8 protein-coding genes are annotated in these 19,119 nt (G+C 45.1%); all 8 read right to left on the reverse strand.

Features of this window, described 5'->3' with window-relative positions; translation table 11 throughout:
* Nucleotides 1-23: 23 nt before the first annotated feature.
* The gene (locus tag BACINT_RS04430; protein ID WP_115502279.1) at nt 24-983 is read right to left on the reverse strand and encodes a DUF5119 domain-containing protein; all 960 of its coding nucleotides are present in this window, start codon (nt 981-983) and stop codon (nt 24-26) included.
* Between the two features lie 2 nt (nt 984-985).
* Nucleotides 986-1,954, reverse strand: coding sequence for a DUF3575 domain-containing protein (locus tag BACINT_RS04435; RefSeq protein WP_007660910.1), 969 nt, complete (start codon nt 1,952-1,954; stop codon nt 986-988).
* A gap of 645 nt (nt 1,955-2,599) precedes the next feature.
* A complete protein-coding gene (locus BACINT_RS04440) occupies nt 2,600-6,160 on the reverse strand; it encodes a family 78 glycoside hydrolase catalytic domain (RefSeq protein WP_007660911.1) in 3,561 nt (1,186 codons plus the stop codon).
* 142 nt (nt 6,161-6,302) lie between these two features.
* On the reverse strand, nt 6,303-7,391 hold the full coding sequence (locus tag BACINT_RS04445; RefSeq protein ID WP_007660912.1) for an acyltransferase: 1,089 nt from the start codon (nt 7,389-7,391) through the stop codon (nt 6,303-6,305).
* A gap of 196 nt (nt 7,392-7,587) precedes the next feature.
* The gene (locus tag BACINT_RS04450; RefSeq protein ID WP_007660914.1) at nt 7,588-9,366 is read right to left on the reverse strand and encodes a RagB/SusD family nutrient uptake outer membrane protein; all 1,779 of its coding nucleotides are present in this window, start codon (nt 9,364-9,366) and stop codon (nt 7,588-7,590) included.
* A 10-nt stretch (nt 9,367-9,376) separates the two neighbouring features.
* A complete protein-coding gene (locus tag BACINT_RS04455) occupies nt 9,377-12,508 on the reverse strand; it encodes a SusC/RagA family TonB-linked outer membrane protein (protein WP_007660915.1) in 3,132 nt (1,043 codons plus the stop codon).
* Entirely contained in the window at nt 12,505-14,940 is a 2,436-nt protein-coding gene (locus BACINT_RS04460) for a glycoside hydrolase family 2 TIM barrel-domain containing protein (protein ID WP_007660916.1), read from the reverse strand. Before BACINT_RS04460 ends, BACINT_RS04455 begins: the two co-directional genes overlap by 4 nt.
* Nucleotides 14,941-15,112: 172 nt before the next feature.
* A complete protein-coding gene (locus BACINT_RS04465; protein ID WP_044154773.1) occupies nt 15,113-19,096 on the reverse strand; it encodes a hybrid sensor histidine kinase/response regulator transcription factor in 3,984 nt (1,327 codons plus the stop codon).
* Between the last annotated feature and the right edge of the window lie 23 nt (nt 19,097-19,119).

A 19,119-nucleotide genomic window follows, 5' to 3' on the forward strand; every position in this document is an offset into this window, starting at 1 on the left:
TTAATATTTTTATTTGTTTACTTTCAATTCACAGGTAATTCAACATCCGTCTCATCATCCCAATCACCGACATCACCACCCATACCACCGCCTCCACCGGGAGGAACTTCCACATCATCCACTTCTATTTCTTCATCAATCGGTATTTCAATATCCGTTGCCGGATCTCCCTCTCCCTCTTCAGGAGGAGTAGGCGGAGGAGATGGAGCAGTTACAGCGGCTGTTATGTCAACCTTGACTTCCTGAACCGTATTATCTACCTTCACAAGTAGTAATTTCATCGTTACCTCGCTGCCTGAACGTGTGCCTGCTGATTCTGATACAAAAAAAGCAGAAAAGCTACCACGTATCACATCACCTCCTTTTCGGGCCTCTACATAAATTGGGGCAACACTTGCTGTACATGAGCCATTACTAATGTAATAAGAACCATTCATCCCGTCTACATTACAGATAATGCTTGCCACATTCTTCAATCCTTTCACCTTTATTTCAAAAGAATAGTTCTTGACTACCAGTTTCGGTTGAAACTCCATCAAAAGCATCTTCTCACTCTTTTCTATTTTCATATCTTTCACACTTACTACATACAAAGGGTCTGGCGACCACACCATCGCTTCACTGCTATTAAGCCCTGTACACGGTCCGGTGTAAGCTTCAATCGTCTCATACGCCCCATCACCACGAATCAACACACTCTCTGTATTATAATTGTAAATCACCATGTCATAATATCCCGGTGGCACTTTCACCACTCCCCCTTCAATCGAGAGATAGTTCTCCACCTTTCTTCCTTCTTCGCTTTTCGGGTAGAAGATCACCCTCATTCCTTCGGGCAACTGCTCCGTCACCCCCTTCCAATCAAGCTTGATCTGTACTCCGCTGACAGGATAATCATCCAGTATATCTCTAAATTCACATCCCGCTAAAAGCACCGATAGCCCCAATAGAAGCAAAAGAAACACACATTTTGTACACCGCATAGCTACCGCCTCCTTCCCTGAATGAGCCATACCAAAGAAACCTTGGCTTTCGTAGGCCCTATAAAATGATAGCGTCCGCTACTTGTCCATATCAAATCACTTTCGTAGGTAGTATATTTTCGGTATTCTGTTTCCAGATAGCCAATCCCCAGACTGAATTCAAGAGCCAGGTGCCGGGCCAGTCGATGACCGTAACCATAAGTCAGTCCAGAAGCTGCATAATAGTTTCCCCGATATCCTTTATCCTTATCAAACTGGAAGTCGTACACTCCCCCTTCAGCATATATTCCCAGAAAATGTCCCGTCAACCGTTCACGATTCTTACGATTCCCAAGCCAGTAACGTACCTCAGCACCTCCCGAAAGAAGCTGGTAACAGAAGCCGCGCTTATTGTTCGACCACCAGGGACATTTATATTCCATATTCAAAGACCACCGCTGCCCTACGGGCAATTCCACCTCCACATTCGGAGCCAAAGCTAAATCATAAAGTATATTGTTCTTCAATGCAATCACTGTTCTACGCGGGGTTTCCCTCTTACTTTCTGCCTCAACATACGGAGAAAAAGTCATTAGTTCCATTTTTCCCTCCGGTAGAGTATTTACAGGCAATGCTAATGTAGCTATCGACAAACTGTCTTTTATCTCCCCTATCCGTTCTACTTTCCGGAATTGATGTTCCGACAAATAAGCGTAAGGTTTTCCACCATCCAAATAGTGCAACAGCTTTATCAGCTTTTCAAAGTTCCCGAAGTGTCGCCGGATTAACGCCAGCACATCTTCTTTATCCGGCACCTGCGGATCATTCATTACCCATTGGTATATTTTGCTCCAGGTTTCCGGTTGAAACATTCGGTCCGTCGGGTTGCAAATATCCTTCTTCGCTGCTAATCTTTCAGCTCGCATCTCTGCTTTTCCTAATATCAAAAAAGAGAGTATTAAGAATATATATAAACCTACGCGAACCTTCATAACTTTGCTTTGTATATGACAAATGTATATTTAAAAAATTGAAAGAAATACGAAGATTATAACTCTTTTCAGGGTGTGGAAGCTTCTGTGAAACGAATGAAACAGATTTGCAACTTTGTAACATAAAAGAGGTCTCATGCTATTTGATAATCATTTAGCCACTATCATCCACTATATTGTCTCAAAAAGACAGTTCGTGTGCGAAAACAGTGAATATCCGTGAAAGAATTATAAAAGGAATATCAAACGGAAGCAAACATTTGGAAAAAACAGGGTGAGCTCTTATATTTGCAATGTGATTTTTTTCATAGTATTAGATTTAAGGTTAACAAAGGTTGGAGTACAGCGGTACTCCTTTTTTTATACCCATACTTTCCGATACTATTCTTTTCCATCCCTTCACCATACCAACTCCGTGTCAAGTCCATACCAAGTCCGTACCAAGTCCAAGTGTATAGACATGGAGCTAATACGGAGCAGACAAGGCTTTGACTATATTCAGAGAATAAAAAGTAAATGGCCATTACGGAGCTGTATTCTATCTACGTAAACATTTGATTATGAAATTCTACAATAGGGAACAAGAAACAGCCAAACTGCAAGAGATACAACAGAAATCTCTTCTTCAAGCTCAAATGACCATCATTACCGGACGAAGACGTATTTCTTCCTCTTCCTTGCCGCAAGCGGATAATCCTTCTTCACCTCAAACGAATAGCTGCCGGAAAGAAGTTTCAAAACCACCTCTCCATTTCCTTCACTGATAAATTCTACTCCTTTACACTTCCGGACAGGTTTCGTTTTCTCGCGAACATCCCTCAATGATGCAGTCGGCAGATATAGGGTAGCTGTAGTATTGGCAGGTACAGTGAAAGTATAACGAATCACTCCGCTCTCCACTTTCCAGCCACTTTCAATACGTCCATACATAGAATCATAATATCCCCGTGCATACGTCATCTTCCCGGTTGGATCGGGCATCGGCTTCAGAACGAACTGCTTGAAACCGGGAAAAGTTTCATCACGCTGTATTCCCAAAGAGTAATTGTACATCCAGGCACCCACGGCACCGAAAGAATAATGATTGAAAGAATTCATGCGATTGTTTCCACCAAAGCCATCCGTGCGAGTATAAGAGTTCAGACGTTCCCAGATGGTAGTGGCTCCCTGTTCAATGGAATAAAGCCACGAAGGATAACTGGTCTGCTGAAGTAGCCTGTAAGCCAAGTCTGAATGCCCGTAGTCAGACAAAGCCTTATTGATCCATGATGTGCCGATGAAACCTGTCATCAGAGAGTAAGACGGGCATTGCTGACCTCTGTCCGTGGTATTCTCCCTTCTCACAGTCTCTGCAAGATTGGCAATCACCTTATTACGATTCTCTTCATCAATAATATTGAAAGCCAACGGAAGCACATACGAAGTCTGTATATCGATATGTGATCCTTTCTTCTCAGGGACAAAAGCCGAAAATAGGGTCTTTCCGGTCTCAGGCTCTATATACGTTTTATTGAAGAAATCCTTCCGGGCGGCATGCAGTTCACGAAACCACTCGGCATCGGTAACCTTACCAAGGACAGTCGCCATCTTAGCCATCAACTCCAAATCATAAATGAAGTAGGCTTCCCATACCAGAGATTTGTCATTCTTCTCATCCTCCAGCCCCAGCCAATCACACAAATCACCCCACGAACGAGTTTGAACAATCAGGTTGGTTTCTGTTTCGATGGTATTATCGATGATGTATTGAATATAGCGTTTCATGGCGTCATAGTGTTCGCTCAACAAAATGGTATCCCCATATTGCTGGTAACACTCCCAAGGCACTGTGATTCCGGCACTTCCCCACAGCAGACCGCCAAAACCACCACCCAATGGAGCAATATCCGGAAAACGCCCATCCGTCCGCTGAACATCACGCATAGAACGGAGATAGCGTCTCAGGAATTGCGGAACATCCGCCAGATAAGTTGCCGTGCGCGAGAAGACAGAAATGTCTCCTGCCCATCCCAGCCGTTCATTGCGTTGCGGACAGTCCGTAGGAATAGAAAGGAAGTTTCCATAAGAAGACCAGGTTATATTCTTCCAAAGCTGATTCACCTGAGTATTGGAAGTCTCGTAGCGTGAAGCTAATTCGTGTATAGAGCTTAGTACTACCCCTTTCACCGCTCCCACAGGCAACGGTTTATCAATGCCTGTGATCTCTATAAAGCGGTAGCCATGATAGGTGAAGCGGGGAGAGATGGTTTCCTGCCCACCTTTGGCTATATAAACATCCTGAGCCATAGCGGCACGGATATTCTCCAGCATAATCATACCGATATTCCCTTCGTATTCCGGCAAATCGGGATATTTCACCTCAGCAAAACGCAATGTAATTTCCGTTCCGGGTTTCATGCCCGATAAACTAATCCGGGGAACTCCTACCATATTCTGCCCCATATCATACACAAACACACCGGGGCGGACTTCTTCCACCGAGAGAGCCGTCAACTCATTTATTTGTTTCACCGTCTGACCAAACTGCCCGATAAGTTCAAAGCCTGAATAATCATTCACCCACGGCATATTCGGATTACCTACCGTACTGATATTACCTTCCAAGGCAACTTCATGAGCCGGTTTCCAGGCAGATGCATCATAAGAGGCCATGCTCCATCCTTCCACTGCCGTTTCCCTTAAAGCATCATACACTTCGCCCTGGAAGAAACTACCGTAAGCAATAGGACCTTCACTAAAATACTGCCAGGATAACGGATCAGTTACCACCACATCGGTCCGGCCATCTGCATACGTGATAACCAGTTTTGCTAATAAAGATTGGCGGTCACCGAAGAAGTTCCAATTGTCTCCCGTAAAGGTAGCACCCCCACTCCACCAGCCTTCTGCCAGTAAAGCGCCAAGGGCATTTCTGCCGGAATGAACATACTCCGTTACATCAAACGTCTGGTACAGATGGGTTTTATTATACTGGGTGATTCCAGGATTAAAATAATCTTCTCCTATACGCTTGCCATTCAGATAAACCTCATAAATACCACGTGAAGTAACATACAAGCGAGCTTTGGTTATTTCTGTATGCGGAGTAGAGAAAACCGTACGAAGCATAGGGGCAGAATTGCCTTTGGGAGTGAAAGTACGAAAAGCACCGGAAACATCGCCATCTATCCAGTTATTCCCTTCTTTACAAGTAGTTATCACATTCGAAGGACTTCTGAAATTAGCAATCTCCATCTGCGGGAAAATAGCAGATTGCCCTGCGGGAACATCAAAACCGACATCGCCTACCACCGGGAAAGCAATAAAATCACCTCCCTGTCCCAGTGGATTCAGATTTACCCAACCAATCTCTTCACCACCATCCACATAAAATCTTGTAAACCCCAAATCGGAAGTAAGGCTTATGGTATGCTGTGCATACTTGTTGTTTTCATGAATCCATGTCAGCGGAACAGGGAAACTTTTGAAAGGAACGCTTCCCTGATCGCCCGGATGGTATCCCACACGATACACATTCAGCATTGCCTTTTTACCCGAAGCGAGTGAATCAATGCTCAATTCTATTTTAATATAAGATTCATCTTTTCCATTCTGCAAGTGATACAGGTTCTTATTCTTATCCATCAGACGCTTATCATTCGCTCCGTAGACAAAGCTTGCACGTGTGCTTTTCGACTTTTCATCCAGCTGAAGTGAAACATTCAGCCTGAATACCGGGAGATAGTGAGAATAGAGCATCCTGTCTTTATCTCCGCCACCTATCCACTTGGCACCACTCCATCCCTCGTAAGGGGAAGTTTTACTCATTAATCCTGTCTCAAACCAAGAAGTTTCCGATGATTGCTCGCCTCTTTGATTCCAAACGTTGACCGTCCAGAAATAGCAGGTAGCAGGTTGCAAAGGAGCACCGGCATATTCTATGTTCAGTGACAGGTCACTCGACACTTTTCCGCTATCCCATACCAAACTGCCCTTTTCATCAGTCACTATTATCTGATAGGCCTTCTGCGAATAACCTCTTTCGGTATCCGGCACCACCATTTGCCAACTGAAACGAGGCTTTTCTACATCGATGCCTAATGGCATTTCGGCATATTCCACCTTGAGTTTTTTTATAGAAACAGGATTTTCTACAGCATATAACAAAGCCGGACAAGCCAGGCAGATAGAAAGAATCAACAATACAAGGGATTTATAGCTTTTCATAATATACAGTAATTCATAGATTTACAGTGTACAAATATAGTGTTTATCTAATAAATATTGAATGAGTAATTTGATATAATTTATTAGAAAATTGCCATATCAGTAAACATAGAATCTAATTCAATAATCTGCATATAAGCTCTTATCCTACGATCCACTTACTGCCCGGTATGAATGAGATAATCTTCGTAGCGATGAAACAGCTAATGAATGTAGTTACTGCAATACAGGGTATAGCAGCAACAGTAGGCAATGCCAGGTTATGCTTGAACACAGTTACCCATAACCCAAGCCAGAATATATGCATAAGGTACATACCATAGCTGAGCTTTGATGTTTCTGTAATAACCTGTGGCGGATTCTGACGGTTTATACATGTGAAAAGAAGGAATGTACCTGCCGTAAGGAGCACACAGTTGATAGTACAGAAAGCCCATCCGATCTCTATTTCAGGAGTAACAAGAATTTTTCCGGGAATGGCCTGGACATAGAATGAATAGATCGTCCATACAGCGCCTACCACCATTAAAATAGTTCCTATAGTGAGACGCTTGGAACGGTTCCATGTAAGATGTACACGTATATAATGCGCCATTACAAGGTATCCCAAGTAACCGGAGAAGTACCACAACATATGGTATTCGTTCCAGAAACATTGTCCCCATACTTCACCGAACCAGCGGTTGAGATAAGGCATACAGGTCGAAAGCAGGAACAAACCAATGAAAAACCTTTCTTCTTTAGCCGTAGCTTTACTCAACCACGGCGATATGATGGGGATGAACAGATAAAGGCTGATCAAAGGATACATGAACCACAAGTGTCCGGCCAGTGACGGAAAGTTCAGGAGTATCCGCGACATATCATTCAATGATGTTTCTCCGTTTATCTGTCCCCACAACATCGGAAGCGTACTATACAGTATCATGAATATGAAGAATGGCGGCAAGATGCGAATGGCACGTTGACGGTAGAATTGCCACATGGTCTGTTCTTTCTTCATCGGTGCAAGAAGAAAGGCAGAGACAATCATAAACAGTGGCACCGCCATGCGTGAGAAACCGTCGTACACAGCTACCCATAGCCGATCCGCCTCACTACCCAAGTAGGACTGCGGCCCCACCATATCCGTAGCTCCGGCAGCACCATAAAAGTTTTCACTAGCATGGACAACCATGACAAGAAAGCACGCAAATACACGCACATAATCCAAAAAAACAATACGCCTCATCTTTTGTTTAGTATTAGAGATAACTATTCAATTGCAAAGATAGGACATGCCACACAAAGGTATAGGATAGAATCCTACCAAAAAATGCCACTTTTAAGCCAAAAGCTACAAATATAGTAATCGCATTGCAGTATTAGCCTACCACAATGCGATTACACGATAATCTGAAAAGACAGATTCGACTGACAAAGAAAAATTAGTAGTCCGGATTCTGTATCAGCAGTTCATTCTTCTGTATCTCGTCCAAGAGGATAGGCAGGAAATAAGATTTGTTCTTCCATCCCCGTTCCTGTACTTCCGTAATTGAATAAACCTGTTTGCCGCCTCCATAAGGATAACGGATATCAATACCCTGTGCATTCTTTATCACATCGGGAGCAATCATCCACCTGCGGATGTCAAAGTAACGATGCTGTTCATAAGCCAGCTCAATCTTCCGCTCATTGCGGTAACGCTCCACCAGCGCGGCACCGGTCACTCCCATCGGAATATCTGGCATTCCGGCTCTGGTACGGATTTTATTGATATACTTCACAGCTTCTCCTTCATCTCCCAGTTCAAGGCAAGCCTCAGCATAGTTCAGCAACACTTCTGCATACCTGATTTGACGGAAAGGATAGTTCTGGCGGTCATACTGATGATTAACAGCGGGATCAATAAACTTACGCATATAATATCCTGTGTATGTCCCGTTCCAGTCTTCTATCGGCCCTTGGCGGGTATCCAGCCCCGGATTATAAGAACCATTTGCATTCTCATAGAAGCCCGTCTGCACAATTCCCTCCGGATCGGAACCAATCACGTCATCAGGACGTTGCCTCCATTTCGCTCCATCATAAAGCACACAGGCATAAAAACGCGGGTCTCTGTTCTTATAAGGTTCCGCCTTATGTTCCGGGTTGTCCCAACTGAACTTGCTGCCATCAATCATTTCATAAGAATCTACCATCTGCCCTGTAGGCACATTGCCACCCCAACCATGGAAACCGTTGGGAGAGTTGAACAAACCGAGACTCGGGCACTGGAAATCCCCGTTGTTGCTATTTACAATGTCATAGTATGTCAGCATAATATCTTCATCATTTCCATTATTCAAGAAGAGATTCACATAGTTGTCAGTCGCTTCTTCCGCCGTTGAGAATCCATTTTCGCCGTACAAACGATAGATATTAAGGTCCATCACATCCTTTGCCGCCTTCCGGGCTGCTTCCCAACGGGCTTGCCGGTCACCATCCACATAGCTCACTAACTCCGGATTCTTGTAACCGGATGCCCACGATGCCTGAGAGTTGTACAGGTCGCTTGCCGCATAAAGCAGCACCCGCGACTTCAATGCCAATGCCGCACCTTTAGTGGCACGCGCCTTATCACCGCTCAGAGGTAGCAAGCCAGCGGCAGCATCCAGCTCCTTCACAATATAGTCAACCGTTTCTTTCAGTGTATTCCTCGTCACCAACAACTCGTCCGAAGGTGAATAAGACTTGTCGATAAGTGGCACACCGCCCCAGAAGCTCATCAGCCAATAGTAGAAATAACCGCGCAAGTAGTGCACTTCTCCCCGCAACTGGTCTATGTCATTCCCCTGCAACTCGTACTTCTCCACATTCTCAAAGAAGATGTTGCAAGCACGGATATTCTTATACAGCCTGTTCCACGTGACGTTATTGAAAGCATAAATCCAGAACCCGGGTCCCAGGATGCCCAGATAACTCGGGTTAATCTCACTCTTCACAACGGGCTGGCTCTCCCAAGACCATACTTCCATTGCTTCATCGCAAAGGGAAGAGAACATCACGGTGTGGAAGCCATAATACTGCCCCTGATAGATGTTGTTGACAAACGAAGTCACCAGCGCCTTGTCCGTCCAGACCGCAGCATCCGAATAGCGGTCCAGCGGGTCTACATTGAGGAAATCATCATTACATGCCGTGAACATCAGCATCATCAGCATAGCGAATATCTTAAACTGTTTCATAACATTTCAATTAAAAGGTTACATTTACTCCAAAATTCAATACTTTGTTCAACGGGTGGTTGTAGCCGGAACCACTCGTATTCTCAGGGTCGTAGTCCTTCATGTCGGGACTAAATGTCAGCAGGTTATAAGCGCTGATGTACACGCGTACTCTTTCGATGCCGGCTTGTTTGGTAAAGACTTTGGGCACGGTATAGCCCAACTCAATGTTCTTCAGGCGAACATAGTCCGTTTTGTGCAGCCAGAATGTATTAGGCTGGTTCACCCAGTATTCATTGCTACGGTTGTAGGTACGCGGGAAACTGGCTGTAGGGTTATCTTCCGTCCAGCGGTTGTCATAGAAACTCTTCAGGAAGTTTCCGAAGTCACCCGATTCCGTGCTTTGCTGGAATACACCGCCAAATGCACCCTGAAACAATACGGAGAAGTCGAAATCCTTATAGGTAAGGTCAACGTTCAAGCCGCCCGTGAAGGTGGGAGTCTTGGTCTTGTCATTCCGCACACGGTCGTTGCCATCAATCACTTTGTCACCATTTACATCCCTGAAAATAATATCTCCGGGACGGGCGCCTGCCCAGTGCGGATAGGATTCCACGTGAGCTTCGTCTTTGAAGATGCCGATGGCCTCATAATAAAGTCCGGCATCAATGGGCATCCCCGTTGACTTCTGATAATCGGGAGCACCCGGAGCTTCATCCCAAAAGAGAATTTTATTCTTGGCATACACTCCGTTCAAGCCTACTCCCAGAGAGAAGTCTTTGAAACGTTTGCGATAATCTATGCTGAAATCAACACCCTGGTTCTTCACCTTTCCGAGGTTTTCATCGGGTAAAGTGAGTCCCGAAGTATTGGGAACAGAAGCATTCCGCTTCCAAAGGATGTCTTTCCGCTTATTGTAGAAGTAATCGACGGTTACAGCCAAGTCGCCATTCAGGAACTGCAAGTCTAAACCGATGTTTTGTTGAGTAGCTGTCTCCCAGGTTACATTGACGTTGGGGGCTACGTTTTCCATCAGGGATTGATTGGCAGTTACACCGCCATTCGTGAGGTACATCAGGTTGTTGAAGGTATAAGAAGCGAGATACTGATACGGATCGATCATATCGTTGCCCGTCTTTCCCCAGGAAGCACGGACTTTGGCAAAGTGGACGAAAGGCAGCGCCTTCTTAAAGAAGTTCTCTTCGGAGATGACGTAACCCAATGAAACACCTGGGAAGAAGCCGAACTGATTGGAATGGTCGAAGATATATGAGCCCTGGTATCTCCATACAAATTCGGCCAGGTACTTGGACTTATAGCTGTAATTCACACGGCCGAAGTAGTTGAGACGCGCCTCTTTATACCCCTTACCGGTATTATTTATTTCGTCCTGTCCACCGGCAAACAGTTCATCAATGGCAGTGGAAATGAAATATCTGCGGAACGCCTCAAAGGAGTCTCCCTTACCGGTGATTCTTTCTGCACCCGCCAGCACATTTACAGAATGGTTCTCAGCAAAAGTACGGTTATAGTTTATAATGCCGCTGAGCAGGATATTCTGGTTGTCTTCCATAGACTCCCTGAGACGGGGATCGCTGAAACCTTTCTTACCTTCTACCAGAAGAGGATTATTGTTTTCATCCATGGATGTCCCGTCCCATGAGTACAAAGTCCAGGGGGTCTGCCATATCTTGCGGAAACGGAAGTTCTTGTCCAGTGAGGCAGTGGCTTTAAGAGTGAGTCCTTCCACATAAGGAACATTGATGTTAACGCCGAAGTCTCCGTTCAGTATGTAGCGTTTGTCTCGCTCGTAGCCTGTGGCGTCGGTGGCAATCACTACCGGGTTATCACCAAACTCGATATCGGGACCCGGGAGCCCATTGGGCCAATAAGCAGGCATGTTGGGCTTGGACCTCATCAGCATTCTGAAAATATTCTCGGACGAACGAGTGGGATATTTACGGTCTTCCATACGCCCCGTGAGGTTCATGAAGAGGTTGATGTACTTATTGAGTTTCAGGTCCAGATTCGATTTCAGGTCGTACTGGTTGTACTTGGTTCCGCTATTGCGGTAAAATCCGTCCTGGGTTTTAGCAGATACACTGACGAAGTAGGTCATGTTGTCCGTACCGCCGTCGATAGTGGCATTGGCATAGGTCTGGGGAGACCAGGGTTTCAAGGTTTCTTTGAACCAGTCGGTGTTGGGATACGACCAGGGATCGGAGCCATCACGGTATTTCTGAATATCTTCCGGGGTATAGCGTTCTTTGTTGCCTGCGTACTTATCAATCTCATTCAACAAAGTGGCGTATTCGGAAGCATTCGCCATTTCGGGGATGACGGTAGGACGGGATATACCGTAGTTATAGGAAAGGTTTACGGTGGGTTTACCCTTTTTGCCCCGCTTGGTGGTAATGATAATTACACCATTGGCGGCCTGTGCACCATAGATGGCAGCCGAAGCATCCTTCATGACGGACATAGTCTCAATGGTGCTGGGGTCGATACGTTCAAGCGAGCGTCCCGGAACGCCGTCCACTACCACCAACGGGTCGGCTTTACCGAAAGTGTTGACACCACGGATTCTGATGGTAGCTCCATCGTAACCCGGTTCTGCCGTATTGGAGATGGCAACCACACCAGGCAGCCGTCCGGCAAGTCCCTGACTGACATTAGTTACAGGGGTGTTTGCCAGCTTTTCGCCGCCGATGCTGGTTACAGAACCGGACAAGGTAGCTTTCTTCTGGACACCATAGCCCACGATTACCACTTCGTCCAGCATTTCAGTATCTTCCTTTAGAAGCACTTCCAGGCTTTTTCTTCCGTTAAGAGGGATTTCCTGTACCAAGTATCCCACATAAGAGATGCGCAGCGTGGCGCCTTCGGGCACGGAGAGGGAGAAGTTACCGTCCAGGTCAGTCACCGTACCGTTAGACGTGCTACCCGCTTCCAGAACAGAAACTCCTATCAGAGCCTCTTTCGTTTTCTCATCCAATACTTTTCCTTTGACAGGTTGGTTCTGAGCCCACAGCAAACCCGGGCTCACGAAGGCAACAACAACAAACAGAAGGAAATTCAGACATTTGTTTTTCATAATAATATATTTAAAGTTAAACGTATATATATGTGTGTTTAAAGAGTGCGACGGCACCGCTTCTATCATTCGGCATGTATCAGTACAGAGGCATCCTCCATTCCTTCGGCAGAGACCGTCACCCGTATTTCACCCTTTTCTTCCGTGGGCTGAACAATGGCGATGGCTCTTCCCCGGAATGTGTTGGGGGTAAGCGAACGGAAGCTTTTCATGTCATCATAGGCAGCATTTCCACTGGCAATAACGGTTCCCTTGCCACTGCATGCTATCTTGACGGGCAAGGACGTATCGGGAACTACATTTCCGTCTTTGTCTACCAGCTCTATCTTCACGTAAGAGAGGTCGTTCTTGCAGGCTTTGATGGTATTCCGGTCGGCAGTCAGACGTATGGCGGCAGGCTCTCCGGCTGTCTTCAATATGAATTCTTCCTTGCCTTTTGAATTCACCGCTTTCAGAATGCCCGGTTCATAAGGCACCTCGAAGGTGGCTGTATAATTCTCCTTGCCGGTTTCTTTCTCACCTATCAGCTTGCCATTCAGGTAGAGTCTCACTTTCGGGGAACGGCTGTATACGTTGACTGACAGGGTTTGTCCTTCCAATCCTTTCCAGTTCCAGCTTACAAGTTCGTTGGGCCATCCCCAGCCATTCACCACTTCTTTCTTATTATCGGGAACGGGGGCATGTACGGCCATCGTCAGCGGACGTTCCCGCCAAAGCACATCACGATAATAAGATTGGGGCTTCTTGTCACCGCAAAGGTCGATGTCGCCACACCAGCCATTATACCAGGGCCAACCCATGAATTGCGGATTGTGTTCGCCCTCACCCAGGTACAAGGCATGAGCCAGTCCGGCTTCACCCAGATAGTCGATAGCCGTCCAGACAAAATCGCCTATCACATACGGATGCTTTTCTACAAGATTCCAGTTCTGGGCGGCTTCTTTCGGATAAGACTCGCTGCCATAAATGACGCGGTCGGGATAGGCTGCATGATCACTTTCATATTTCCACCAGATGTAGTTGTAGCCTGCCACATCCAGGTTCCGGAAGATTCTATAGGAGTCTTTATCCCAGGTGAACTGGCGGCGGTCCCAGAAATCGTTTGACCCTATGGTTGTGAAGCGGGACGTATCGTATTTGCGGATGGTTCCGACCAGTCTCTTCGAAATCAAGTCTCCTTCGGGTTCATCGGCACGCTGTGCCACCTCATTTCCGATGCTCCACATGATGATGGAAGGATGGTTGCGGTCGCGGCGGACAGATGCGGACAAGTCTCTGTCGCTCCATTCATCAAAGAACTGATGATAGTCTTGTTCACGCTTCGCAGCTTGCCATTGGTCGAACGTTTCGTGAATGACCAGCATGCCAAGCCTGTCGCAGGCATCAAGAAAGTGTTCGGACACTTGGTTGTGAGAGCATCTGACGGCGTTGTAGCCATTGGCTTTCATAAGTTCCACCTTCCGCTCTTCGGCACGATCTATGGCAACCGCTCCCAGCAGTCCGTTGTCGTGATGGATGCAGCCTCCTTTCAGTTTCACAGGTTTGCCGTTCAGCAGGAAACCTTTGTCGGCAGAGAAAGAGAGGGTGCGGATGCCGAAAGGAACGGTAATCTTATCATATTCCTTTTCGTTGGAGAATAGCGATACTTCTGCCGTGTAGAGCACCGGTGTGTCTACCGACCATAACTCGGGCTTTTTGATGGAGAAAGATGTTGCTACCGGAGTCTCTTCGGAGAGCAGCACGTCCTGTGAGGTTGAAAACACTTCGTTTCCGGCAGGTGAATATATTTTAATACCTATTTTACCTGATTTATTTTGCAGGGCCTCGTTGTGTATGATAGTGGAGAACTTAATCACAGCGTCCTTCTTTTGCAGTTCGGAAGCATCGACAAAGGTATCCCACTCGTCCAGATAGAGCTTCTCCGTCTTCATCAGCCACACGTGGCGGAAGATGCCCGAACCGGCATACCAACGGCTGTTGCGCCCTGCATTCACCACTTTCATGGCAATGGCGTTCGGGGTGCCGGGAGCATTCAGATAGGGGGTGATGTCTACCTTATAAGAAGTATAGCCGTAAGCATTGAAGTTAGCCTTTTTGCCATTTATCCAGAGTTCGGATTGATTGTACACTCCTTCGAAATAAAGGACAATGCGTTTGCCGGCATCGTCTCCGGAGAGGGTGAATTTTTTCCGGTACCAGCCTTCACCGCCCACGGTCTGCCCGGTGTCGATGTCTCCTTCGCTCATGCGCGAGAAGGGACCGACGGTGATTCCTTCTTTCTGAAAGGGTAGTGGTTCTACGCTCCAGTCATGGGGGAGGTCGAGTACTCTCCAACGGCTGTCATTGTATTCCGGCTGTTCGGTATTGGCCGCAATGCCCAAATGGAATTTCCAATCCTTATTGAAAAGGATTTTACGCCCGGATGCACGAAGTGTACCGCCCGAAAAGGTGGTGACTAACATCACCATACACAAAAATAATAGCTTGCTTGCTTTTCTCATAATAGTTATGACTCAAGTTTAAATTCTTGTGACAAAACAAGCTATATTCAGTAAAGGAGAGGGGACAAAAACAGGTCGCCGGAGGGGTAAATTCCTGTCATGAAACGTTTCTATACCCTGATGAAAGGATTTTATACCCTAAAGAAGAGGCATAATAGTAAAATAGCTCCGCTTAGGAATTCGTCTCTCCCTGCCTCTGCAAATATTCTGTCGGCGTAACACCAAACTCTTCCTTGAAACATTTAGTAAAATATTTAGGACTACTGAAACCTATGGCATAGGCAATCTCCGAAATATTTAGTGTCCGGGCAAGAAGCATCATACAGGCACGTTTCATCTTGACATTCCGCACGAAATCTAAAGGCGTCATTCCGGTCATGGACTTTATTTTGCGGTACAGGGTAGATTTGGACATATTCATTTCTGTAGAAAGATGTTCAAGATCGAACTCCGACTCTTCAAGATGTTGTTCTATGCTATCGATAATAGATTGCAGAAACTGTTTATCCGCCGATGGATAGGCAAGTCCTTCCAGATTGATATTTTCTTCTTTACGAAAAGCGGCCTGACGCATCTTTGAAGACCGTATCAGGTTATCCACGCGGGCAAAGAGTATCTTCAATTCAAAAGGCTTGGCAATATATCCGTCCGCACCGGCCTCATAGCTTGCCACCCGGTCGTCGATACCATTCTTCGCTGTAAGTATGATGACAGGAATATGATTAAAACGCATATCCCCCTTGATACGTGTGCAAAGCTCCCAACCGTTCACGTCGGGCAGCATGACATCGCACAGGATGACGTCTACCTCATTGTTATTCAGCTTTTCCCAGGCATTCTTCCCATCTACAGCCGTCAACACGGTGAACCGTTCCTTAAATATCTCCTTCATCATAAAGAGCAGTTCGGTATTATCGTCAATAAGCAACAGTGTGAGCTTGTCCGTGTCATCGGACAAAACGGCACAATCTTCGGAGTACTGTTCGTCCGGAGCAGATGATGAGACCATCGTTTCATCCACCAGTTCATCCGCTGCGTAGCTCTCCTTATCAATAGGCAACTTTACCGTGAAACACGTGCCTTGTCCTTGAACACTTTCTACCATGATAGTACCGTGGTGAAGATTCACCAGGTCTTTCGTCAAAGAAAGCCCGATACCATTTGATTCAATTCCCCTGTTTTTACGGCTACTATAGAAGCGGGTGAAGACATGCTCTATCTCTTTGGCAGGAATCCCGATACCCTCATCTTCCACCTTCAACAACAACATTCTATGATTTTCTTCACAAACTTCAGTCCGTGCCTCGACGATAATCCGTTTATTCTCCGGGGTATACTTAATAGCGTTGGACAACAGGTTATGCAATATCTTATCCAACTTGTCAAAGTCCAGATATCCAAATTCTTCTTCTGCCCGAATGCGAGTTTCCAATGTGATATTCTTCTTTAGGGCAAGAGGAAGGAAGTTTATCCGACAGATATTCAAGATGAACTCATTAATCTCTCCTTCAGAAACATTCAACTTCAACTTCCCCACATCCATTTTCCTGAAATCGAGCACCTGCTGTATCAGCCGTTTCAACTTATCTACATTGGCTCTCAACATTACGGCTTGTTGCTCCATATTCGGTGCTTTCTGGTCTAAATAATCAGATATACAGGATATAACGGTGAGAGGCGTCAATAATTCATGGGAAACATTAGTGAAATAAGTAAGTTTCGTACGCGTTAGTTCTTCTTGCAGCTTGACTTCACTCTTCAACCTGATGCGGCGCATGTAGAGCCGGATTACAGTATAGAAGCAGAGCCCGATTAAGAGAGCATAAACAAAATATGCAAACCAAGTCTCATAAAAAGCCGGTTTCTTCTCAAGAATCAGCAATACACTGTCTTCAGTCCATTTGCCCTGTTCATATTCCAGTTTCAACCTAAACTTATAGGTCCCTCTTTTCAACTGATTGTAAAAAGCCGAATATTTATCATGATTCAAAACAATCCAGTCTTTGTCAACCCCTTCCAGTTTATAAGCAGCCCGGCACCTGGCATTGAGTGAATATTGAAGAGGAGAAAAAAATATCTCTATATTCCGGTCGTTCGGATCGAGAGATATATTTTCCACTGTATTCTCCTCCGAAGTATAAGGGAAGAAAATACTTTTATCCCCTACCTTGACATCCGTGATAACTGGATTGGAATAAGCTTTACTCTCCTGCGAAGTACCAACAGAACGTATATGTGTAACCCCACGGTGTCCACCGGCATACAATCCCCCCTGACTGTCTCCACTAAAGGCCCTGTACCTGAAAACATCTACCAGCATATTGTCATCCGAAGTAGTGTAACCTGTATAAATCTTCCGACGAATATCATAACAAAGTATTTTTTTATTCGTAATAATCCAGACGTTTCCTTTATTCGATAATAACCCGAGTACGGAACAGTCATCAATGACATCATCCAAACACATATTTGCTAATGTCTGTTTATCTTTATCAGACTTGAAAATCTTTCCCAAAGAGGAGATTACCCACAAACAGCCTTCTTCATCTACACATATATTCTTTACCTCTTCTTTCTCGTAGAAATAAAGCATAAGGTTTCCCTTCTGTTCATAACTGATTTTATTATCAGCATAATGCAGCCGATAGACCTGTTTATCTGCTGATATCCCCCAGATTCTTCCCTGCATATCACAAGCCAAAGAAGACATTAGCGGAAGAGCGGCATCCTGGTTTATCAAGTTCCGAACATCAGGACACTTTACATATATATTATTCCACGTAGTTATCCACAGATTACCGTCACCATCTTCCACCAGCCCCTTTATCATTTCTTGTTTCTTTATCAATTCTGACAGGTCAACATCTTCTGCCACCTGTACTCTGAGATTCTGGTTGGTAAGCCGTATCAAGCGGGTAACACCACGGATACTGGCCCACACTCCGGATTTAGAACAGGATTTTATCAGAATATCTGCCTCTCCCAAATTCCCCGTCTTACTGATATCTGCAAAGGCATCCCGGGACAAATCGTACAGGCAAAGTCCATATCTGTCTTGGCTCATCCATAAAACATTATCTCCATCCAAGCAAAGATTAAGTAGATTGGCATCCCATCCTGTTTGTTCCTTAAACTGACGCAAAGGATAATTATCTATATTCGAATTATCAAAGAAAATGGTATAAGCCATATCATAAGAAGCCAACCACAAATTACCTTCTCTGTCTTTTCGTATTCTGGTGTACATCATCTGTGTATCTACCAGATCGTGTATATCGACCTGCTTCAATGTCCCTTCGCCTGTATATTCTAACGCATAGAGCCCTCCATAAGATAACAGCCAAAGATAACCGAAAGTATCATCCTGGGTCATACTGAAAAAGATAGGTTCAGTCTCACCGCTTCGGGGATTCAGTACATGGTGTCGCTTATAACATTCTTCTCCTGCCTTATCCGGGAAAAACTGCCACAATCCTTCTCCCCATGTGCCTATCCAATAGTTTCCCGAGCTATCCTGGAACATAGTAAAAAATGAGTTCCCTTTTTCAAGTTGCGGATAGCCTACGAAAGAGTCAGTATGCAGATCATATTTGAACAAACCTGCATAGGAAAGTACCCATACCGATCCTCCAGAATCTACATATATAGAATTTACAGTAGGGCTTTTACCCGATTCAGAAGAAAGTTCATATTCGCGTATAACATGAGCAGTGGAGTCACACTTATAGATTTTTCCTCCGGAGGCTATCCAGGAGATTTCGTTTTTATCAATTACTATATAGTCTATTACCCTATTCCGGAGTCTTTCATCAGGGAATGGTATGACCTGGCAAGTCTGTTTATTATAGAGGTTAACACCTTTTCTCGTCGCAATCCATACATATACATCATTATCGGTTATGCATACGATAGAATTGTCACTTAATAAGTTCAGGTTTTTATAGTCGGAACGGAAAGTCTGTAATCCATAACCGTCATATCGTGCCAGACCATTCGTAGTACCAATCCAAAGATAACCTGTGCGGTCCTGATAAATATCAAAGATTTCATTGGAAGACAATTGATAGAAGAAAGGAAACTGTCTGGAAAGCATATGCTGTGCACATACAAGCAATTCTCCACATAATAGGAACAGACATAAAATAAGGTATTTCATAGCATTATGACATGGTAACGCAA

This window comes from Bacteroides intestinalis DSM 17393, from assembly GCF_000172175.1.
GTDB classification, from domain to species: Bacteria; Bacteroidota; Bacteroidia; order Bacteroidales; family Bacteroidaceae; genus Bacteroides; species Bacteroides intestinalis.